The organism is Pseudomonas sp. B21-054 (assembly GCF_026016345.1).
GTDB lineage: Bacteria > Pseudomonadota > Gammaproteobacteria > Pseudomonadales > Pseudomonadaceae > Aquipseudomonas.
Genome location: NZ_CP087204.1, coordinates 3,909,479 through 3,929,512 on the forward strand (window position 1 = coordinate 3,909,479; position 20,034 = coordinate 3,929,512).

The 20,034-nt window shown below is 62.1% G+C and carries 19 protein-coding genes; 5 read left to right on the forward strand and 14 right to left on the reverse strand.

The window, feature by feature from the left end; all coding sequences use genetic code 11:
• Positions 1–116 precede the first annotated feature (116 nt).
• The 4 genes from LOY70_RS17050 to LOY70_RS17065 all read left to right on the forward strand — a co-directional run bounded on the left by LOY70_RS17050 (position 117) and on the right by LOY70_RS17065 (position 4,258).
• Positions 117–593, forward strand: coding sequence for a MarR family winged helix-turn-helix transcriptional regulator (locus tag LOY70_RS17050; RefSeq protein WP_265028569.1), 477 nt, complete (start codon positions 117–119; stop codon positions 591–593).
• 163 nt (positions 594–756) lie between these two features.
• Complete coding sequence (locus tag LOY70_RS17055; RefSeq protein WP_123417044.1) at positions 757–2,241, forward strand: aldehyde dehydrogenase family protein; 1,485 nt, start codon at positions 757–759, stop codon at positions 2,239–2,241.
• A 106-nt stretch (positions 2,242–2,347) separates the two neighbouring features.
• On the forward strand, positions 2,348–3,253 hold the full coding sequence (gene feaR, locus LOY70_RS17060) for a transcriptional regulator FeaR (RefSeq protein WP_265028570.1): 906 nt from the start codon (positions 2,348–2,350) through the stop codon (positions 3,251–3,253).
• 72 nt (positions 3,254–3,325) lie between these two features.
• Entirely contained in the window at positions 3,326–4,258 is a 933-nt protein-coding gene (locus LOY70_RS17065; RefSeq protein WP_265028571.1) for a helix-turn-helix domain-containing protein, read from the forward strand.
• 6 nt (positions 4,259–4,264) lie between these two features.
• Here LOY70_RS17065 and LOY70_RS17070 read toward each other — a convergent pair whose 3' ends face one another.
• The 5 genes from LOY70_RS17070 to LOY70_RS17090 are packed head-to-tail and all read right to left on the reverse strand — an operon-like array spanning position 4,265 to position 9,308.
• Positions 4,265–5,485: a multidrug effflux MFS transporter gene (locus LOY70_RS17070; protein WP_265028572.1), complete on the reverse strand. Its 1,221-nt coding sequence runs from the start codon at positions 5,483–5,485 to the stop codon at positions 4,265–4,267.
• Positions 5,482–6,330 (reverse strand): alpha/beta fold hydrolase, encoded by an 849-nt coding sequence (locus LOY70_RS17075; protein WP_265028573.1) that lies wholly within the window; start codon positions 6,328–6,330, stop codon positions 5,482–5,484. The genes LOY70_RS17070 and LOY70_RS17075 overlap by 4 nt, the downstream gene beginning before the upstream one ends.
• A 35-nt stretch (positions 6,331–6,365) precedes the next feature.
• Positions 6,366–7,658, reverse strand: a complete 1,293-nt coding sequence (locus tag LOY70_RS17080; protein WP_265028574.1) for an NAD(P)/FAD-dependent oxidoreductase — start codon at positions 7,656–7,658, stop codon at positions 6,366–6,368.
• A gap of 57 nt (positions 7,659–7,715) precedes the next feature.
• Positions 7,716–8,138: a RidA family protein gene (locus tag LOY70_RS17085; RefSeq protein ID WP_123417050.1), complete on the reverse strand. Its 423-nt coding sequence runs from the start codon at positions 8,136–8,138 to the stop codon at positions 7,716–7,718.
• 30 nt (positions 8,139–8,168) lie between these two features.
• On the reverse strand, positions 8,169–9,308 hold the full coding sequence (locus LOY70_RS17090) for a tyramine oxidase subunit B (protein WP_265028575.1): 1,140 nt from the start codon (positions 9,306–9,308) through the stop codon (positions 8,169–8,171).
• Between the two features lie 185 nt (positions 9,309–9,493).
• Here LOY70_RS17090 and LOY70_RS17095 point away from each other — a divergent pair, with 185 nt between their 5' ends.
• Positions 9,494–10,321, forward strand: coding sequence for an AraC family transcriptional regulator (locus LOY70_RS17095; protein WP_265028576.1), 828 nt, complete (start codon positions 9,494–9,496; stop codon positions 10,319–10,321).
• A gap of 78 nt (positions 10,322–10,399) precedes the next feature.
• On the opposite strand, the gene LOY70_RS17100 is transcribed toward LOY70_RS17095, so the two are convergent.
• The 9 genes from LOY70_RS17100 to LOY70_RS17140 form a co-directional block, all read right to left on the reverse strand.
• A complete protein-coding gene (locus tag LOY70_RS17100) occupies positions 10,400–11,341 on the reverse strand; it encodes a helix-turn-helix domain-containing protein (protein ID WP_265028577.1) in 942 nt (313 codons plus the stop codon).
• A 74-nt stretch (positions 11,342–11,415) separates the two neighbouring features.
• Positions 11,416–12,195, reverse strand: coding sequence for a 2-keto-4-pentenoate hydratase (locus LOY70_RS17105; protein ID WP_265028578.1), 780 nt, complete (start codon positions 12,193–12,195; stop codon positions 11,416–11,418).
• Positions 12,192–13,799: a bifunctional 3-(3-hydroxy-phenyl)propionate/3-hydroxycinnamic acid hydroxylase gene (locus LOY70_RS17110; protein ID WP_265028579.1), complete on the reverse strand. Its 1,608-nt coding sequence runs from the start codon at positions 13,797–13,799 to the stop codon at positions 12,192–12,194. Before LOY70_RS17110 ends, LOY70_RS17105 begins: the two co-directional genes overlap by 4 nt.
• Before the next feature lie 87 nt (positions 13,800–13,886).
• Positions 13,887–14,489, reverse strand: coding sequence for an amino acid synthesis family protein (locus tag LOY70_RS17115; RefSeq protein ID WP_265028580.1), 603 nt, complete (start codon positions 14,487–14,489; stop codon positions 13,887–13,889).
• A gap of 16 nt (positions 14,490–14,505) precedes the next feature.
• Complete coding sequence (locus LOY70_RS17120) at positions 14,506–14,955, reverse strand: VOC family protein (RefSeq protein WP_265028581.1); 450 nt, start codon at positions 14,953–14,955, stop codon at positions 14,506–14,508.
• Between the two features lie 11 nt (positions 14,956–14,966).
• A complete protein-coding gene (locus LOY70_RS17125; RefSeq protein ID WP_265028582.1) occupies positions 14,967–16,007 on the reverse strand; it encodes a VPS10 domain-containing protein in 1,041 nt (346 codons plus the stop codon).
• Between the two features lie 12 nt (positions 16,008–16,019).
• Positions 16,020–16,814 carry an SDR family NAD(P)-dependent oxidoreductase gene (locus tag LOY70_RS17130; RefSeq protein WP_186653024.1) on the reverse strand — a complete coding sequence of 265 codons (795 nt, stop codon included), beginning with the start codon at positions 16,812–16,814 and terminating at the stop codon, positions 16,020–16,022.
• Positions 16,815–16,840: 26 nt separating this feature from the next.
• The gene (locus LOY70_RS17135) at positions 16,841–18,331 is read right to left on the reverse strand and encodes an aldehyde dehydrogenase family protein (RefSeq protein WP_123417059.1); all 1,491 of its coding nucleotides are present in this window, start codon (positions 18,329–18,331) and stop codon (positions 16,841–16,843) included.
• Positions 18,332–18,341: 10 nt separating this feature from the next.
• On the reverse strand, positions 18,342–19,883 hold the full coding sequence (locus LOY70_RS17140) for an acetolactate synthase large subunit (RefSeq protein WP_265028583.1): 1,542 nt from the start codon (positions 19,881–19,883) through the stop codon (positions 18,342–18,344).
• Between the last annotated feature and the right edge of the window lie 151 nt (positions 19,884–20,034).

The window sequence follows — 20,034 nt, forward strand, 5'->3', positions numbered from 1 at the left end:
TCAATTAATTTTCAGCCGATCCCAGCGAGCTTTTTCCGTTCTGCCTGCCTACCGAAAACGTGCCCAAATCACGAGAAAAGTCTATGATTGCCTGCCGCTTCCGACATGAGTCCACCATGACCCTTCCAAAAAAACACGCAGGCCGCTACGACCCCGGCAGCGAAGACTTCCACAAAGAAGATTTCCCGTTCTATTGGCTGGCAATGGTCCATGGCCGCTACAGCCAATACATGGAAAAAGCCCTGAAAAAAATCGGCCTGGATATCCCGCGCTGGCGGGTGTTGTTCATCCTCAAGGAGAACGGCCAGTCCAGTATTTCGGAGATCTCCACCCACGCCATTGCCAAGCTGTCGACCATCACCAAGACGGTCTATCGCATGAAGGAGGATGGCCTGGTCGATACCGCGCCCTGCGAGGAGGATGGTCGCGTCACGCAGGTACGGATCACCGAGGAAGGCCGCGCGGCCATCGAACGGATCCAGGTCGCGACCCGCGATGTGTTCAAGCGCAGCTTCACTGGCATGACCGAAGCCCAGATCCAGCGCCTGAACCGCATGCTGGAAACCGTGTTCGACAACCTGGGCGAGCCTTAGCCGTTCCGATAGTCGACGGCTACCGGCACTGTCAGGCACATCCAAGTTTCAGGCAGGCAGAAGCAAGCAGTCACTGATGCACACGGTTCTAATGCAAGGGTCTTTCGAGCGCGCCACGACCTGAGTCGGTCGGGTGCGACGAACCCTTCATTGGAGTGCTGCCATGCACATCACCTTACTGCCCTCGGTCGTTGCCTTCCTGGCCCGCGACCACTCCAACTTCATCGATGGCGCTGCACAAATCAGCGCTGGCGAGGAGCGCATCGCCGTGATCGACCCAGCCACTGGCGAAGCGGTAGCCCACCTGCGCGATGCCCAGGCCCACGACGTCGACCTTGCCGTCGACAGCGCCGTGAGCGCGTTCCAGAACGCTTGGGCCCGCGTCTCGCCGTACCAGCGGGGGATCGCGCTGAATCGCCTGGCAGACCTGATCGAGATCCACGGGGAAGAACTGGCTCAGCTGGAAACCGTGTGCTCCGGCAAGTCGATCAATCTCGCGCGCCATCTGGAAGTGGCCCAGAGCGCGGTGTTCCTGCGTTACTTCGCCGGCTGGGCCACCAAGATCGGCGGCCAGACCATGACGCCGTCGATTCCCTCCATCGAGGGCGAGCAGTACACCGCCTTCACGTTGCGCGAACCGGTGGGCGTCGTGGCCGCCATCGTGCCGTGGAATTTTTCCCTGATGATCGGTGTGTGGAAGTTGGGCGCCGCCCTGGTCACCGGCTGCACCGTGGTCATCAAGCCCAGCGAATATACGCCGCTCTCGCTGCTACGCCTGGCAGAACTGGCCATCGAGGCGGGCATCCCGGCCGGCGCCTTCAACGTTCTCAACGGACGCGGCCAAGTGGGCCAGCAGTTGATCGAGCATCCGTCTGTACGCAAGGTCTCGTTCACCGGTTCGGTGCCGACCGGCATCGCCGTGGGCAAGGCCGCCATGGCCGCCAACCTGACCCGCGCCACCCTGGAGCTGGGAGGCAAGAACGCCGCCGCGTTGCTGGCGGACGCCAATGTCGACGATGCGGTAGCACGCCTGGTGCAGTCGGCCTATGTGCACCAGGGGCAGGTCTGCGCATCGCCCGAGCGACTGTATGTGCACCGTTCCATCGTCGAACAGGTGACACAAAAGCTGGGCGCGGCGTTGTCACAGATGGTCATCGGTTCACCCTTGGATGAACAGGCTCAGTTCGGTCCGTTGGCCAACAAGGCACACTACGACAAGATCCTTGGTTTCTTTCAGCGCGCCCAGCAGCACAACCAGGTGATCTGCGGCGCCCGCGCTGTCGAGCGTGCCGGTTTTTACGTGGAGCCCACGCTGGTCCTGGCGACCGGCAAGGATGACCCGCTGCTGCACGAAGAGACCTTCGGCCCGGTGGTGTGCGTATTGCCCTTCGACGATGAGCAGGAACTGGTCGCGATGATCAACGACAGTCCGTTCGGGCTGACTGCCAGCATCTGGACCAACGACTTGTCCAAGGCCCTGCGGCTGATACCGCAAATCGAAGCCGGGACGGTCTGGGTCAACATGCACACCTTCCTCGACCCATCGGTGCCGTTCGGGGGCACCAAGGCATCGGGAATCGGTCGTGAATTTGGCAGTGCATTCATCGACGATTATACCGAGCTCAAATCGGTGATGATCCGCTACTGACGGGACTCTGGCCTGAAGCGTGCAAGGTTTGTTCGATCCTGCGATTACTCAGATAATCACGTGAAAAGTGCATGTATTTACGCACGGTAGTGTGTACGGAGGTTTCATGATCGAACAAGCTGATACCCGCCTTCACACCTGGTCGCGCAAAGTCGAGGCGGTTTGCGGTGCGTTCACGGCTCGGTTTGCCCATGACAACGCACTGTTCATCGGCGACATCGAGCTGCGTAATCTGGCCGGTACGGAGATCGCCCATATCCGCAGCAATGCCCGGTCCATCGTGCGCCATAAAGGCGCGAGCGACCGCGCCGAAGACCGCTTCTGCTTCCTGGTGTTGCAGCGCTCGGGGACCATGCAGGTGCGTCTGGACGATGAAAGGATCGAACTCTCCGAGGGCGACATGGCCTTGCTGGACTCTTCCCTGGACATCGAGATGCTGCCCAGGGGCTTGTTCCGCCACGTGTCCATCCACTTGCCACGGGAAAAGCTCAAGGCCGGCACACGGTTTGGCAAAGTGTCGACCGATGGCATGAGCGGCCACCTGCTGCGGACGTTGCTGCTGCAGGTCAGCTCGGGTGAACTCGATCACTGGGCGGACACCGAGGATGAGGGCGCCCTGGAAGACGCCCTGATTGCCCTGCTGCGCCCCGCCCTGGGTCGCCAGCCGAACCTGGGCAGCAGCGATCCGCTGCGCTTGCAGGCAGAACGCTTGCTGCGGGCACAGCTCGCTTCACCGCACCTCAATCCGGCGCGCCTGGCCGAGCAGATGGGCATTTCCAGTCGCCGACTGTATCGCCTGTTCGAAGGCGAGGCCGAGCCGGTTTGCAAATACATCCAGCGATTGCGCGTGGAAAAGGCCGCCCAGGCCCTGGGCGATCCAAACCGTGCGCACAGTTCGATCACCGACATTGCCTTCGAGTGTGGCTATCAGGATGCCGCGCACTTTTCCCGGGTATTTCGCCAGCAGTACCAACAGTCCCCGCGCAGTTATCGCAGCGCGCAGGGCCGCTGACTGGAGCACGATGGCCTGGGACTTGCTCTGGAATCCAAGCGTGAAAGAAGCCATGGGTGGAGCGCAAAGATCATGCAAACGCGAACCGAACGTTTTGACGACATACACCTGCATGCCTGTGCGATCACCGGTTGGCAGCAAACCTATGACCAACTGAGCAACGGCTGCGCCCATACCCTGCTCAGGTACATCAACGGCGAACGCTTCCAGATTTTCCACGAAACCCTCGATAAGCGCGTAGTGCAACAAGGCATCGCGCCGGCGGGTCGGCTGTGCCTGGCCATGCCAATGTCACTGAATGAACCGCTGTTGTTTCAAGGCAAGCGCCTCAATGCGCAATCCGTGTCGCTTCTTCACGGTGGCCAGGACTTTTCCGTGCAGGCGGCCCAAGGCATGGAGTTGCTGGCGATCACGGTAGCCACCGACAGGTTCGGTTTTTTCGCCGAGCGCGAGTTTACCGAGAGCGGGCTGCGCAAGCTCGGCCGCATCACCCACCTGGCGCTGCCGCAATCCTCGTTGAACGCCATCCGCCAGCGCTTGTTGGCGCTCGTCGGCGCCGCCCAGGCCAATCCTAGCTTTCCAGAGAATGTGGTCGAGGATGCCACCCTGCAATCGATGCTGGACTTGTTCGAACAAGGCTGCGAACAGGATCGCACACGCCTGGGCAACCACACCGTCAGCGCCTACCTGGTCAGGCAGAGCCAGGAACTGGCCCTCGCCGATCACGAAACGCCGATCACGGTGCTGGATATCTGCGAGCAGCTGAGAGTCAGCCGCCGCACGCTACAACGCAGTTTCCTCAGCGTAACCGGCATGCGTCCGGTGGAATACCTGCGGTCAGTCAGACTCAATGCCGTGCGTCGACGACTGCACGCCACATCTGCCGACGATTTCACCATTGCCCGCGTGGCGAGTGATTTCGGCTTCACCCACCTGGGGCATTTCTGCAACGCCTACAAGGCGCTATTCGCCGAGCAGCCGTCAAAAACCCTGCGTTCGCAATAATCCCTATCAAGGCTGGAACGGCGCGCACGCGTCATCCCCCACGACGCCGGGCTCGATGGGCGTGCGGGCCGAGAACCCACACGCGACCAGGCAGCCCAGCCCGCAGATCCCCATCACCAGGCACATTGGCCACGACGTGCCATCGGCCAGGTAGCTGACCCACAGGCTTGCCAGCGCGCCGACGGCAAACTGCACCGACACGCCCAACGCGATACTCGCGCCCGCCTGGTGCGGGAACATCGCCATCAGGCTCGCCGTGCAATTGGCGCCCAGCAACCCCGTGACGCCCATGTACAGCACCGTGCAGCCGACAATAGGCCACAAACCGCCCCATTGCGTGAACCCGACCAGCATCATCGCGCCCCCGGCCCCGCCCGCCAGTACGGCCCCCACCGCCAACATGCGCTGCGGCCCGAACCGGCCGACCCAGCGGGCGTTGATCAGGGTCACCACGATAATGCCGAGAATGTTCAAGGCGAACAGGCCACTGAAGGTCCGTGGCGAGACGCCGAAGAACACCACATACACGAATGGCGAGGCGGTGATGAAGGCAAACATGCCGCCGAATGACAGGGCCATGCAGCCAATGAGCGCCACGGCCCGGGGCTGCCTGGCGATGGCAAGGTAGGCGGCAAAGGCCCCTTTCACCGAGGCGCCATCGGCCCGTGGCGCAAGGCTCTCTTTCAAACCGAACGTCACCATGACCAGGCACAGGCTGGAGAGCATGAACAGCGCGGCGAAAATCGTGCGCCAGCCTTGGATCAATACCAGCCAGGTACCGATCATGGGCGCGACCAACGTCGCCATCATCGTCAGCAAGTGCATCCATGACAGCACCTTGGCCGCTTGCGCCAGGCCAAACAGATCCCGGGCAATGGCCCGGGCCAGTATCAAGGCCCCTGCTCCGCCGATCGCCTGGAGAAATCGCCAGGCGATCAGATGCTCGACGCTGTCGGCGAACAGGCATCCCAGGGTCGCCACCCCATACACGACGAGACTGCCCAACAACAACGGACGACGGCCATAGCGGTCGGACAGCGGACCATAAAACAGCATGCCCAGGCACAAACCGAGCAGAAAAGCACTGATGGTGTGTTGTACCTGGGCGGCACTGCCCGACAGGTCGCGAGCGATCTGCGGGAGACTGGGCAAGTAAGTGTCGATTGAAAACGGCACGAATGCCGTAAGCGATGACAACAATGCAATCAGCCGGGCCGGGGATTTCATCGAGCCGAGATCGCCAGGCTTTTCAGGAAGCCTGCGACCAGCTGGTTGAAAACCTCGCCCTGATCGTCGTGCACATAATGGCTGGCCCCAGGGACTTCCGCCGTCTGGACATGGTGGTTACTGGCACTCATGGCCTCCAATGTCGCCGGCGGCAGGAAGTCCGAGCGACCGCCGCGAATGAACAGGCTCGGGCAATCCAGGACGCGGACGGCCGGCCACAGATCGGTCGGCTCAATGCTCAGGCGCGCCTCGGCAATGCCTTGTTGATCGTGGCGCCAGGTGACCACTGGGCCGCTCTGTTTCATCGAATGGGCCAACCTGGAGGCCAGGGCCTCTTCCGATAGGCCGGGGCGCGAAGCCCGCCAGAAGGCACGAGCCGCGTCCCAATCATCAAACTGCTGGGGCGTCTGGCTCATTTCCCGGCGAATGCGCGCCGCGCCATCGCCCTGGCTCGAAGAACCGGGACCGATGTCCTCGATGATCAGCCCTATCAGTCGTCCCGGATTGAGCCGCGCATATTCCAGGGCGTTGGCGCCTCCAAGCGAATGCCCCAGCAACACGAAACGTTGCAGGCCCACATGGGCGACGAGGTCCTCGAGATCCTCCACATACGACTGGGTGTGGTAGCTGCTGGGTTCAGCCCAGTCGCTCAGGCCGCGACCACGCTGGTCCAGTGCATAGATGCAGTAGCCATCACCCAGCGATTGCGCCAGCGACGTCCAGGTCTGGGCGTAGGCCCGCAGCCCGTGCAGCAGTACCAAGGGCACCCCGGTCGGCTCGCCCCAGCGCAGATAATGCAGGCGCAGGCCTGAGCGATTGAAAAAGAAACGACTCTCTGTAGGCATAAATGCTCCGCACAATGAAGGTGCTGGACGGTCGGTCAGAAACGATCGAAGCGATAAGGCCTTGGATCAATGATGGGGGCATGGCCACTGACGAGATCCGCCGCAAGGTGCCCCGCCGCCGGCGAGGTGCCGAAGCCATGCCCGGAGAATCCGGTGGCCACGGTCAAGCCGGGGATTTTCGCGACCGCGCCTATCACCGGATTCGAGTCAGGTGTGACATCGATGGTGCCGGCCCATGCCTGGGCGATGCGGGCATTCTCGAAGACTGGCCACGCCGCCTTGAGGTTATTCATCGCATCGTTATTGAGTCGTTGGTTCGCGGCCGGGTCCTGCACCCGCACACGTTCGAACGGACTGACAGAGTCGGCCTGCCAACGCCGGGCGAGTGCCAGGTCGTTGAAAAAAGGCTTGCCCAGGGACACTTCCAGGACACTGCGTTGCGCCCGGAATTGCGGCAGGTACTGCTTGGCGAGCAACAGGTGATCCAGGGTCAGGAAGGCGTCCAGCTTACCGCGCTGGGTGATGATGAAACCGCCGTCCTTATGCTTGCGGAAGGAAAAATCAGGCGCGCCCACAGCGATCTCGGTGGGGCCTTCCATCGGCAGGGTACGCAGCACCGAGCAGGTCAGCGGCAAGGTTGGCAACGATACGCCGAGGTTGCCCAGGAACCGCCGCGACCATATGCCACCGGCCAGCAGCACGTGTTCGCAGCGGATCTCGCCGTTCTCAGTGACCACGCCACTGACTCTGCCAGCGGACATCTGCAAGGTACGAACCGCGCACTGCTCGATAATGACTACGCCCTTGGCCATGGCGGCCTTGGCGATAGCGCTGCTGGCCAACGTCGGCTCGGCACGCGCATCGGAGGGGGTATGGATTGCACCGGCCCAGTCACCCACGCCACCCGGCACCAGTTTTTCGATCTCACGCTTGCTCAGCAATCGCGAGTCCAGGGACAGGTGCTCGACCGACTTGAGCCAGCCGGCATGCATTGCCATCTGCGCCTCGTTGCGGCCCAGGAACATGATGCCCGCCTGACGATAGCCGACATCGGCCCCTACCCGCTCAGGCATCTGTGCCCACAAGCGATCCGCCGCGAGGGCCAGCGGGATGTCATCGTGGTGACGATTGGTCTTGCGCACCCAACCCAGGTTACGGGAGGACTGCTCGCCGGCAATCCGCCCTTTCTCCAGCACGACGACCGATATGTTGCGCTCAGCCAGCGTCAACGCAGCAGTCAGGCCAATGATCCCACCGCCAATGATGACGACAGAGGTCGTGGAAGGAAAAGCGGTCGACGTGTTCACGGGCTCTATGGTCGGTGCCATGATTAAAACTCGATAAGCGGTTGAGGACGACCGCGCGCGTGCGCGGCCGTGTAACAGTCACTGGGACAGGCGAATGACTTCGACTTGCGCCTTCGAAGCATTGCGATAGGCCGTCACTTCCAGTTCCACCTTGTAGACCGTCGAGCCCAGGGGTGGGCAGGTCACCGTGCTGGCTGGATCGACACCGCGAAACTTCTCGCCGATCAGGTTCATCACGGCCGGCACATCCTTGGGATCCTGAATGAACACCCGTGAGCAGATGACATCAGCCAGGCTTGCATCGACGGCCGCCAGGGCCGTCTCGATGTTGGCGAATACCTGGTGCGTCTGTTCGAGGATGTCCTCGGGAATCAGTTTGGTCTGTGGGTTGCGACCCGCCGTGTTGGAAACGTAAATCCAGTTGTCCACGACCACGAGGCGCGAATAACTGGCTTGTTCTTCGAACGGGGAACCGGTCTTGAGCTTGATGATTTTGGTCATGTCGAAAGTCTCTTCAAAGGAATGGGGGCGTTAGCTGAGGACGGGGGTTTCCCACAGGTTCAATTTGACGCCGATGCCCTGCTCGATGGCATTGCGGTACACGACCGTGCCCCAGGCGACGTCTTCGACCGGCATGCCGCCCACCGACATGATGATGATCTCTTCATCGTTTCGACGGCCTGGCGCTTGGCCGGCGACGATCTTGCCGATGTCTTCGAGTTCTTCCGGGCGCATCTTGCCTTCGGCAATCATGTCCATGAAGCGCACGCCGATCACGGGAACGCAGTGGTGCGCGGGCTTGGGCAATTCTTCGAACCAGGCTTCGTAGAGGCCGGTGTTGTCCAACACCTTGCGCACGTCGGATCGCTCCATGTCGGCGTCGATGTTGCAGCACGCAGGCATGGCCATGAAGGCGCCCGGCTTGACCCACTCGCGCTTCACGATTGGGTAGGTTGCGGGGTCGCCCACCTCACCGGAGCTACAATAAGTAACAAGGTCGGAATCACGGACCACTTCTTCGAGGGTATCGACCACCTCGATCGTGGTCACCTGGGGATAGGTTTCCTTGACCCAGGCAATGAAATTATCGAGGCTCTTCTGGCCGCGACCTTTGATTTTCAATGTGTCGATTTGCGGACAAACGGCGATGAATGCCGCCAGGGTGGTCTTGCCCATGACACCAGGGCCGAGCAGGCCTACCACCTTCGAATCCTTGCGAGCCAGATGACGCGCGCCCACGCCGGGAATCGCACCGGTGCGGTAAGCGGACAGCAGGTTGGCGGACATGTGCGCCAATGGCGCCCCGGTGTCGGGATCGTTCAGGGTGAACATCAGGATCGAGCGCGGCAGGCCTTTTTCGCGGTTGGCGATGTTGGAGCCGTACCACTTCACGCCCGCCGTGCAGAAGCTGCCGCCCAGGTAGGCCGGCATCGCCATCATCCGGCGGTCAGCCGTGGGCTTGGGCATGTTGGGGAACGGTGAGTCCTGCGGAAAGGTCACCATTGCGCCGTGGGAGTCGTTGTTCGGTCCGGCCATGCGATAGTCGCCGATGTACAGCAGGCCGAACATCTCCTCCATGGTGTTGACGCAAGCCAGCATGTCCGTGACACCGGCGCGGATCATGTCCTGCTCGGAGAGGTAGATGAAGTCGATTTTTGTATTATTAGACATAGGTTTTTCTCGGGCTGAAGGTGACATCGCTGCGGTAGGCGCAGCTCCACGCTGTCAACGTCGAGTATCACGCTGGGGTTTGCGGCGGTATTGTAGATTTCGGACATGCCGCGATTGGCCATGCGCACGAGTTGGCGCGATTAATGCGTGAAAATTCCCGTAAGCAGCCCATTGAAGGTCTCACCATGGCCAAACTGTGCGCGCCGACTCCCCGGCACCACACTGCGTACGAACAACCCTGGTTCGTGCTCAACTCTTCGCGGTATTCGGTCATGCCCTCCGAACACCCGGCGATCTCGCATTTCTATGCCTTCGATGTGGCGCTCTCCACCGACATATTGGCCGTACCGGACGGTTGCGTGGACATTGTCTTTGACTGTGATGCCACGCGCCCGACCGCCAGGATCTGTGGCACGCCCCTGGCGGCCCAGGCCGTCGTGCTGCACCAGGGTCACCATTATTTCGGCGTGCGTTTTTCGCCGGGTATCATTCCCGGTTTCATCAATGTGCTGGCTGAGGAGTTGACCGAGCAGGAACTCGATCTGCTGGAGGTTTCAGGGTTCGCCCAGCGGATCTTCGAGCGTATCGTCCAGACCCCCTTGCTGGCCGAACAGATGCGGCTCTTCAACGATCATCTGGCGCCGCGCCTGATGGGCAAGACATCACAACTGACGAGCATGGTCATTCAACAGGCGCTGCGGCATCGCGGCGATATCCGCATCCAGCACCTGGAGGACCTGAGTGGCTACACCAGCCGCACACTGCACCGCCAGTTCAGCCAGGACACCGGCCTGTCGCCCAAGACCTTTTGCCGGATCATCCGCTGCCAGGCCGCGTTGGAAACCCTCAACACCCATCAGGACGTCTCGTTCTCGGAGCTGGCGCTCGACCTGGGCTTTTCCGACCAGTCGCATTTCCTGCGGGACTTTAAGAAGCTGGTCAGTACCACGCCTTATGACTACCAGCGCAAGATCGCTCAGAATGCCTACGCCGACCGGATCAGTTTTGCCTGAGCGGCCTGCCTGCAAATAGCGCATTAACCCCCTCCATACGAGCATCGTGCCCTGAACCACAGCACGCAGGCATGGGCGTCAGCGCTTCGCCCTGGGTGTATCGGAAGGGGACTCGCCAAATAGCTCGCGATAATGCGCGGCGAAATGGCTCAGGTGAAAAAAGCCCATTGCCACCGCGACCTCGCCGATGTTCATGGCGCAGGCGGGCGTAGCGATCAAGCGCCGTCGCACCGCGTTGAGGCGCAGGTTGCGCAAGTACTCCACCGGGCGCATGCCCGTCACTGCCTGGAAACTGTTCTGCAGGGTGCGCCGGCTGACGCGCAATTGCTCGCACAGGTCGAGGATGCTCAATGGGGTATCGCCACTGGCGACGATCAGTTCCTGGCAGCGCTTGACCAAGTACGCACTGACGGAAAAGTTGCTCCGGCGCGAGCGTGTGTCATCGGTCGCATGGCTGAACAAATCGAGGAAGGCATTGAGCATGACGTCCTCGAGCATTTTCTCCGAGGCCGGGTTGATGGCGTCCGCATGTTCCAAAAAGTGACGAAACGCCGGGAGGATACGTTGCCGTATACGCAACAGTAACGCCTCATCCACACTCACCTGTGACACGGTCTTCAAGCGCCGGAGTTGCTCGCTCGATAATTCGAACGCCGCCAGTTTGGCGAAGCGTACGGTGTCGACATTGAGCGCCAGGAAGTGCGTGCCTTCCGGCGCATGCAGGACGAACTCTTCGGCGTCACGCAACAGCACGACACTATGAGCCCCCACCTGCTGCCCTTGAACGACGGGCGCACCGCCCAGTGACATGGCCGCGCACAACCGACCTTTGGGCGCGAAGCCGCGCTGCACCACGCGTTTGTCCAGCACCTCCTGGAAGATCTGGAAGCGATCAGCGGACAGCTGCCGCAGTTCGCTGGTCAGGCAACCACGGCCCAGTTGGTCATAGACTTGCTGCCAGCCCTGGATGGAGCCGGCATGTTGCTGCGGGTCATTGAAGGTGCGGACTTCAGCGAGCATATTCGTCGTTCCTCGGTGGCCCCGTTGTTTTTATTGGTCTGCAGGGGCTGGTCATCCGTGACGACAGTGATCGTTCACGCGGGGGCAGGGTCCGCCACGAAAACCAAAGCCAGTTCCGTGCCAAGCATGTGCAGTCGGTAAGTGGCAGGCTGGACATCCAAGGGCGCCAGCAGCGATCCGGACAGCACGACCTGCCCTGCTTCCACCCGCTGCCCGTCGGCCAGCAGGCGGCGGACCAACCAGCACAGGTTCTGCAACGGGCTGTCCTCCCGGTCGAGGGTATCGCCGACACCGCAGAGCACCCCGTCACATTCCAGCCGATAGGCGACACAGGCATGGCGCAAGGCATCGAATGCCACGCGTTGCCCAAGGCTGTAAAGCCCCGCCGCCGCGTTGTCGGCGAGAAATGCCCCGGCCCCGAAACGCCATTGCTGCCATCGACAATCGGCGATCTCGAACGCGGGCGCGACCTCACCGATGGCCGCCAGGATGTCTTCATCTCGACAGTGACCGGCAGGCAAGCTGCGGCCAAAGACAAAGGCCAGTTCAATTTCCAGCTTGGGCTGTATCAACCGCGGGAGCGACACCGGATTCCCCGGCTCGACGAACATGGCATCGGTCAGGCTGCCATAGGCGGGTTCGTCAAGACCGAAACGCGCCTGCGCGGCACTGCCCGCGAAGGCAATCTTCCATCCGCTCAGTTGTTCTCCGCTCGCCAGGCGCTGCTCCAGGGCCTGGCGCTGCAGCGCATAACCGGTGGACACGTCGATCGCTTCCGGGACGAGGGCCGGTAGCGCCTGGACGCTGCGCGTAGCGTCGAAGAGCTGGTCGAGTACCTTCTGGCCGCCCTTCACGACAGCTGCCCCGCCAGCTTGCGCAATACCCCGTCGAGCCTTTCCGGCGTGGTAATGGCCGCGACAAACCGGTCCGGACGCACCACCACGATGCAGTCACGCACGCGGGAGAACCATTCGCCCAATCGGTTATCGACATCCTCCACACTGATGGCGTCGACAGCCGTCAACGGCTGGTTGCGTCCAACGCCGCTGCGCGAGCGATTGACCTGGATGAAGCGCGTTTCCCAACGTGCCCAATAGTCAGCCATCTCAGCGCTCACCTGTTCGCGCGGATTCACCCGATAGCCCAATATCGCGTAGGACGATCCCAGGACACTGTCCAACCGTTGCCGCTGCCCCTGGGCATCCTCGACGTAGGGCTGGACGAACAACTGCCCGACCAGGTCGTCCTCGCGCAACTCGGCACGCTCGTGGTACACGAGCCCTTTGGTGATGGTTGCCTTGGGCTTGAACTTGAACTCCAACAAATGCGAGCGCAGGTTGTCGACGCTGTTGACGGCCTGGAACAACCAGTCGCGCACGCCGGCCATCAGAGGGTTAGTCAGCCCCAGCACCGCCCCCATGTTGTCGGCCAGGGCCACCAGTTCGGTGGCGTGCCCGCGCCGCTCCTGGTCGTAGCTTTCAAGAATCGAGGCTGACGCACGGTCCTGAATGATCGCTGCCAGCTTCCAGGCCACGTTGGCCACGTCGCGCAAGCCGGAATTGAGACCCTGCCCGGCCCAGGGCGGGGAAATATGCGCCGCATCGCCCACCAACACCACGCGTCCTTCGACGAAACGCGCCGCGACCCGGGAATGATGGGTGTAGGCGCGGATACGGATGATGTTCAACTGATCGACCGCATCGCCGATGTGCCCACGGATCAGCTTGCGAATAGTGCCCTCCTCGCACATCTTCACCTCATCCTCTCCCTCCAGGAGCATGAACTCCCAGCGACGCTGCTGGTAAGGCAGATAAATACACACGAACGGCCGTTGCGGGTCGGCATGCAGTGCGGTGTAGGGTGCGTCCAGGGTGTCATTGGCGGTATCGACCACCACCCATTTGCGCGGATGGGTCAGCCCCAGCAACTCGATGCCGAGTTTTTTGCGCACGGTCGAGCGCCCGCCATCGGCGCCGATCACATACTCGGCCTGCAACTGGTAGAGGGCGCCCTGGGCATCGCGCACCTGCAACGTCACCCCTTGGGCGTCCTGCTCCAGCTCGAGCATTTCATGGCCTTGACGCAGCTGTACGCTGGGGTGCTGCCCCAGTTGCTCGCGCAACGTGCCTTCGAGCAGTTGCTGCATGAAGATGTTGCGCATCGGCCAGCCGTAATGAGCAGTGCTCGGCTTGACCTCGGCGAAGCACACGCCACGCGAGTTGTAGTAGCGCAGCGGCACGTCGCAAATCATGTCCCTGGCCGCCAGCTCGGCGATGCCAATGCCCTGCAACACTCGCAGCGCCTCGTCATCCATGCCCACCGCGCGCGGGTAAGGCAGTATGCAGTCGGCAAGCTCGAGGACCACGCAGTCGATACCGTACATGCCCATATAGTGCGCGGCGGTGATCCCGTTGGGGCCGCCGCCGACGATGACAACCTGGGTCTTCTCCTGCTTCATCACTGTTCACCGCTTTCTTGTTTTGGTTTAAGAGTGGACTGAGTCAGTCATGCCTTGTGGGCTTTGCCTGCAGCCTAACCCCTGGAGTCAATGCAAGCCATCGACGCCCTTGACGTCCGCCGCCTGCAGGCCACCCAGTCGTGCATGCAGGCGACCACGCGTGGCGAAGGCCCAGATCACCACGACTTCATCGGGTGACGGGCCGTCCCCCAGCGACAGGGAAATACTGTCGTAGTGAGAACGCACATAGAGCGCATCCTTGTGTGCCAGCGGCACGTCTATAGTCGTGCCAGGGCCGCCGCGCTTACCGGTGGACGGCACCCAGGACTTGCCGCCGCCCAGCGCCACGCGAACCGGATCGGCAGCCGGGTTGGTCAGGAACGCATTGCCGTGCTCGTACTCGCCCAAGCTGCCCACCAGGCATGCCTTGCCGTAACTGACAATCTCCCGCGAGCCGGCCAGTGCCTGGATACGCCGACCGAACTCCTCGCCCAGCAGCGGTGATGGCTCGACCAGTTCGGACAGCGTCTCGCTGTAGCGGTTCGCATAGGGGTTGGCGATCACGGCGGCGATCGCATATTTGAACAACGGCTCGCCATCGGCCAACTGGCCGCTTTCGTTGGCCAGTGTCTCTTCGATGAAGCTGTACCATTTACGGATGTGATAAGTAGCGAAATTCGCGGTTTTCATCAGACTTGCCTCATGTTCAAAGTGGGTCCAGATCGAAATTCCTGCTCGGGGCGCCAGCGGCCCTGAAGCGTGCCTTGCCCCGGGCATCGTCATGTTCGGTCTCGAGGAAGAACTCCATGCGATTGCCATCGGGATCGTGGAAATAAACACCGTTGCCGATTTCGTGGTCGGTGATCTTCACAACCTCCACGCCCTTGCGCAGCAACATGCCGTAGAGCTGGCGCAGGGTGGTCATGTCACCGGCGATTTCCAGCCCGTAATGCTGCAAGCCCAGCCCGCCCTGATGGGCACCCGGCTCTGCACGGATCAATGCGATGTCGTGATGCTTGGCACCAAACGCCATCATGATCCAACTGTCGCCTCGTGCACTTTCATGCATGCCGAGGATGTCGGCGTACCAGCGTGCCGACACTTCAGGGTCACTGACCGATAGCGATAAATGAGTACGAAGGACTTCGACTTTCATCGCGTCATACCTCAGGTTTTCTTGACGATGGATTGGTGTCCTGCCTTGATCTGCGCCACTGCGGGGGTCCAGAGCACATCCGCGATCTCGCTGAACTCGCGCCACTGTTTTTGCCAGCCATCCCCGCCGTTTTCCGAGGTGAACAGGTGGCCGTACTTGGTGCCCGCGACGATTTGCCGTGGGTTGGCCGGGTTGCAGGCGATGGCCCAGACACAGGAGTTGGGTTGTTGCGGAAGAGGCAACACCTCCCAACTGAGCGCGGCATCATGGGAAACGAGGACCTTGCTGGTGGTGCCGGGCGTACCGTCGGAGATGCTCAAGTACAGGCTGCTTTGCGTATCCAGCGGCGCGTTCATGGCACGCACGTAGTAAAGGCCGAATGCTTCGCGGGCAATGATGCCGGTCCATGTCAGCCCTTCATCCAGGCTGCGGTAGACGGCGTTGACGCAGACCACCACGATGACTTTCTGGCCATGGTTGGGCAGTACCAGGATGTTGTGGACGTCGGAGTTGTAATCCCACATCAGCCGGTCATCGACCCGTGTCCAACTGTCGCCGCCGTCGCGCGAATGAAACAACCCGCCCTCCTCCAGGCCAAACCATAACTGGTTGCGGTCCGTTGGATCGTAGGCGAAGGCCAATAGACGGGGACGGCTGACGCCGTCACAGAATTCCGGGATTTCCACCGGCGCGCGGTCCCAGTGCTGGCCACCGTCCAGGGTCCGCCACAAAACAGCGCGCGAAGGTGCCCCGGTACCGACAAAAATACGCTGGGCATCCTGCGGGTCGACCGCGACTTTCCAGACGGTCTGGCCATTGAACGGTGAATCGACACGCTCCCAACGACCGCCAGTGTCGTGGCTGACGCACAAGCCTACGTCGGTACCGGCATAAATCACTTCGGGGGTGCCCGGGTGGACACTCAAGGACCGCGTGATCGCATCGAATTCCAGGTCCTGGTCCAAGCCAAGGCGATGCCAGGTCCGGCCATCGTCGGCGCTGCGGATGACGGCCTGGCCCACCGTGGCGACCAAAAGGGTTCCGTTACTCATCGCTGATGCTCCTCAAATGAAGATGCCACGGGTCAAACCACCGTCGATGCCGATGGACTCACCTGTCACGGCCCCGGCCTTGGGTGACGCCAGGAAGCCGATCAGCCAGCCCATCTCGATGGGTGCCAAGGTGCGGCGGATTGGCGTGGCATCGATGTAGCCTTGCTCGACCTGTTCCGGGGTCTTGCCCTGCTTGATCCCTTCGCGCTCGTACAACTCCTGGATATGGGGGGTGTCCACCACGCCGGGGTGGATCAGGTTGACGGTGATGCCGGCAGGGCCCAACTGGTCGGAAAGGGTCTTGGTCATGTGGGCGATGGCCAGGTTGCGCATCCCCGACAGGACCTTGCTGCCGCGGCCGGTGAGACCACCGATGTTGATGATGCGACCAAAGCCGCCGGCCTTCATGTGCGGGGTCACGGCCTTGGCGCAACGGAAATAGCCAATGACCTTGGTGTTGAGGTCCGACAGCAGTTCATCGTCGCCGGCATGCTCGATGTCGTTGCGCACCACGCCCGATGGCGCCGCCGCACCGTTGACCAGGATGTCGATGCGACCGAAGTGCTTGTGCGCCGCTTCCACCATGTCCGATACGGCCGACATCTGGTTGGTGTCGCAAAACAAGGGCAGCACTTCGTTGCCGGTCTGGGCCGTGATCTCCTCGGCGGCCTGCTGCAGATACTCCATGCGGCGCGCGCAGATCACCACCTTGCAGCCCTCTTCGGAGAGAAAGCGTGCGACTTCCTTACCGATACCCATACCGCCGCCGGTGACGATGGCCACACGGCCTTTCAATTCCAGATCCATAGCGATTCCTCTTGTAATGATTCGGTTCAGGCGAGATCGACGAAGACACTCTTGGTCTCGGTGTAGGCATCGATCACGTTCTTACCCATTTCCCGGCCCCAGCCGGATTGCTTGTAGCCACCGAACGGCGAAGCCGGATCGACGACGTTCCAACAGTTGATCCAGACCGACCCGGCCTTGAGTTGCGCCGCCACCCGGTGGGCCGAGCTGAGGTCGCGGGTCCACAGGCCCGCCGCCAGGCCATAGGGCGAATCGTTGGCGCGCAGCACCAGGTCGTCGATCTCGGTCCAGCTCATGACGGTCAGCACTGGACCGAAGATTTCTTCGCGGGCGACGCAGGCCCCTTCGAAGCGGTCGAGGAACACGCTGGGCTCAATGAAGTGACCGCGCTCCAGGTGCTCGGGGCGCCCTCCGCCGCAGACCAGTTCGGCGCCCTCTTGCTGACCGCGTTGCAGGTAGCCTTTGACCGTGCTCAGTTGGCGCGCGGAAACCAGCGGGCCCATGCTGCTGGCCGGATCCAACCCAGGCCCGAGGACATGGGCGGCGGCGTGACGCTGGAGTTCTTCGAGAACCTGGTCGAGTACGCTGGCGTGCACGTATAGCCTCGACGCGGCGGTGCAGACCTGTCCCTGGTTGTAGAAAATGCCATCGGCGGCCCCTTTGGCGGCCCGCACGATGTCAGCGTCCGGCAAGATGATGTTCGGTGACTTGCCGCCCAATTCCAGCGACACCTTCTTCATGTTGCTGGTGGCGGCCTGGGCGATCAGTCGACCGACCTGGGTCGAGCCGGTAAAGGCGATCTTGTCCACGCCAGGATGCCGCGCCAGCGGTGCGCCGGTCTCGGCACCGAGCCCGGTGATCAGGTTGACCACCCCCGGCTCGAAGCCCGCCGCTTCGATCAACTGCACCAACCGGATCGCGACCAACGGCGTCTGCTCGGCCGGCTTGAGCACCGCGACACAACCGGTTGCCAGCGCCGGACCGAGCTTCCACACGCACATGTTGAGCGGGAAATTCCATGGCACGATCAACGCACAGACCCCCACCGGCTCGCGCAGGGTGTAGTTGAGCATCGGCGCACCGCTGGCGGGCGAAACCGGCAGCGTGCTGCCTTCGATCTTGGTCGGCCAACCGGCGAAGTAGCGAACGATATTCGCGGCGCTGGCTGCTTCACCGCGGGCGGCGGCGATGGGCTTGCCGTTCTCCAGGGTGATCAGTTGAGCCAGTTCCTCGCGGTGTTGGTCCAACAGGTCCGCCAGGCGGAACAGCAGCAGGCCTCGCTGGGCCGGTGACTGCCGCGCCCAGGGCCCGCTGAACGCGGCACGGGCGGCAGCGACCGCCGCATCGACGTCACGCTCATCGGCCTGGGCGACTTCTGTCAGCGTTTCTTCGGTGGCTGGATTTTCCACGGCAAACCGGCGACCTCCAGCAGCGTCCTGCCATGAGCCGCCAATGAACAGGCGACCGGGTTGGGACAGGAACGCCCGGACGGCGGGTAATACTTCGAACGGGTTCATAGCGACTCCTTCACAGCGCCATTTCGATCAGGCAAGGACCACTGTCGGCACTGGCATTGGCCAGGGCCCGTTGTAGTTCGGCATTGGTGTGCACCGTGCAGGCGGGTACGCCGTAACCTTTGGCCAGGGCCTTCCAATCGATCCGCGGGCGGTCCAGCACGGTCAGGTTCAGAGCTTGCGGACCGAGTTCGGTCATGCCGAAACGGCGCAGCTCGTTTTGCAGGATTGCGTAGCGATGGTTGGCGGCGATCAGGATCACCACCGGCAATTGCTCACGGGCAATGCTCCACAGGGTCTGGATGGTGTACTGGGCGCTGCCGTCTGACTGCAGGCAGAACACCCGGTTGCCACGCTCCGCCAGGGCGGCGCCGAAACCCACTGGAATGCCCTGGCCAATCGCACCGCCGGTATTGGTCAGCACGCGGTGCCGCGCGGCATGGGCGGAGGCGGTGAAAAACGGATAGCCACACGTCCCGCCTTCCACGGAGACAATGCAGTCGTCCGGCAGCGAGGCGGCCAGCAGTTGGCCGATGGACTGAGGCGTCAGCTCCGCCTGGGCGGGCGGCAACTCGACGCCCTGGGGCGTCGGCCGGTAAGCGGGCGCGTCGAGGGCATCGGCCAGCGCCGTCATGGCACCGGCCACGTCGTCGCCGACTTCGGCCAACAACAGCAGGCGTTCACGCTCGGCCAGCCGCGAAGGTATGCCTTCATAGCCGAAGTAACTGATGGGTTCCGGGACACCGGCACAGACGACCTTGTCGAACTGGTCGAGAATCTCGATCGCCACTTCCGGGAAGTACGGCAAGCGATCCAGGTCCGGCAAACCACCGCCGCGGTAGCTCAACCGCGGGAAGGTCTCGGCGAACATCCGCACCCCGGGCAGTTGCGCCAGGCGCCCCGCCGCTTCCAGTCCTGCGACGGACAAGCCCTGGTCGCCGACAATGAAGACCAGGCGCTGACCGTCACGCAGTGCCTGCGCCAGCGCCTCGACCCGATCACCGGCAAACCGGCGAACCGGCGGCTGCACAGGCGCGAATACTCCCGGATGCTCCGCCGGGTTGCCTTGCAGGTCCATGGGCAGGATCAGGCTGGCGATCTGACCTTTGGCTTGCCAGGCCGCACGCATGGCGTCCTGCAGATCGTCGCCGATGCCCGATGCCGTACGCGATGTGCGGACCCAACCGGAAACGGCCCCGGCCAAGGCCTGGATGTCGCTGGCCAGGGGCGGATCGTAGTTGACGTGCCATGACGCGTGGTCGCCGATGACATTGACGATCGGGGTATTGGCGCGGCGTGCGTTGTGCAGGTTGGCGATGCCATTGGCGAACCCAGGACCGAGGTGGGTCAGGGTCATGGCCGGCTTCTCGGCGATGCGCCCATAACCGTCCGCGGCGCCGGTGCACACCCCTTCGAACAAGGACAGCACCGGCTTGAGGCCCGGGGCACTGGCCATGGCTGCCACCAGAGGGATTTCAGTCGTTCCGGGATTGGCGAAGCAGTACTCGATACCGCTTGCCACCGCCGCCTTCACTATCAGTTGCGCACCATTCATTTCCAGCCCTCTCGGTCGTGCGTTTGCAATGGCTGAGATTTATCACATACAAAAGCCCACACAACAAGCTATTTTTCTACATAAAACTCTTATTATGAGATTTTATGCATTTTTATAAGCTAAAAACACCAGCTTACAACTTGTATTTCTC

Excerpts from the sequence above, each read along its gene's own strand:
- LOY70_RS17100 (WP_265028577.1), bottom strand. The coding sequence starts at position 11,341 with ATGCTCGCTGAAGTCCGCACCTTCAATGACCCGCAGCAACATGCCGGC.
- LOY70_RS17070 (WP_265028572.1), bottom strand. The coding sequence starts at position 5,485 with ATGAAATCCCCGGCCCGGCTGATTGCATTGTTGTCATCGCTTACGGCA.
- LOY70_RS17120 (WP_265028581.1), bottom strand. The coding sequence starts at position 14,955 with ATGAAAGTCGAAGTCCTTCGTACTCATTTATCGCTATCGGTCAGTGAC.
- LOY70_RS17055 (WP_123417044.1), top strand. The coding sequence starts at position 757 with ATGCACATCACCTTACTGCCCTCGGTCGTTGCCTTCCTGGCCCGCGAC.
- LOY70_RS17130 (WP_186653024.1), bottom strand. The coding sequence starts at position 16,814 with ATGGATCTGGAATTGAAAGGCCGTGTGGCCATCGTCACCGGCGGCGGT.
- LOY70_RS17095 (WP_265028576.1), top strand. The coding sequence starts at position 9,494 with ATGGCCAAACTGTGCGCGCCGACTCCCCGGCACCACACTGCGTACGAA.
- LOY70_RS17115 (WP_265028580.1), bottom strand. The coding sequence starts at position 14,489 with ATGAAAACCGCGAATTTCGCTACTTATCACATCCGTAAATGGTACAGC.
- LOY70_RS17090 (WP_265028575.1), bottom strand. The coding sequence starts at position 9,308 with ATGTCTAATAATACAAAAATCGACTTCATCTACCTCTCCGAGCAGGAC.
- LOY70_RS17065 (WP_265028571.1), top strand. The coding sequence starts at position 3,326 with ATGCAAACGCGAACCGAACGTTTTGACGACATACACCTGCATGCCTGT.
- LOY70_RS17050 (WP_265028569.1), top strand. The coding sequence starts at position 117 with ATGACCCTTCCAAAAAAACACGCAGGCCGCTACGACCCCGGCAGCGAA.
- LOY70_RS17125 (WP_265028582.1), bottom strand. The coding sequence starts at position 16,007 with ATGAGTAACGGAACCCTTTTGGTCGCCACGGTGGGCCAGGCCGTCATC.
- LOY70_RS17080 (WP_265028574.1), bottom strand. The coding sequence starts at position 7,658 with ATGGCACCGACCATAGAGCCCGTGAACACGTCGACCGCTTTTCCTTCC.
- LOY70_RS17085 (WP_123417050.1), bottom strand. The coding sequence starts at position 8,138 with ATGACCAAAATCATCAAGCTCAAGACCGGTTCCCCGTTCGAAGAACAA.
- LOY70_RS17135 (WP_123417059.1), bottom strand. The coding sequence starts at position 18,331 with ATGAACCCGTTCGAAGTATTACCCGCCGTCCGGGCGTTCCTGTCCCAA.
- LOY70_RS17140 (WP_265028583.1), bottom strand. The coding sequence starts at position 19,883 with ATGAATGGTGCGCAACTGATAGTGAAGGCGGCGGTGGCAAGCGGTATC.
- feaR (WP_265028570.1), top strand. The coding sequence starts at position 2,348 with ATGATCGAACAAGCTGATACCCGCCTTCACACCTGGTCGCGCAAAGTC.
- LOY70_RS17110 (WP_265028579.1), bottom strand. The coding sequence starts at position 13,799 with ATGAAGCAGGAGAAGACCCAGGTTGTCATCGTCGGCGGCGGCCCCAAC.
- LOY70_RS17075 (WP_265028573.1), bottom strand. The coding sequence starts at position 6,330 with ATGCCTACAGAGAGTCGTTTCTTTTTCAATCGCTCAGGCCTGCGCCTG.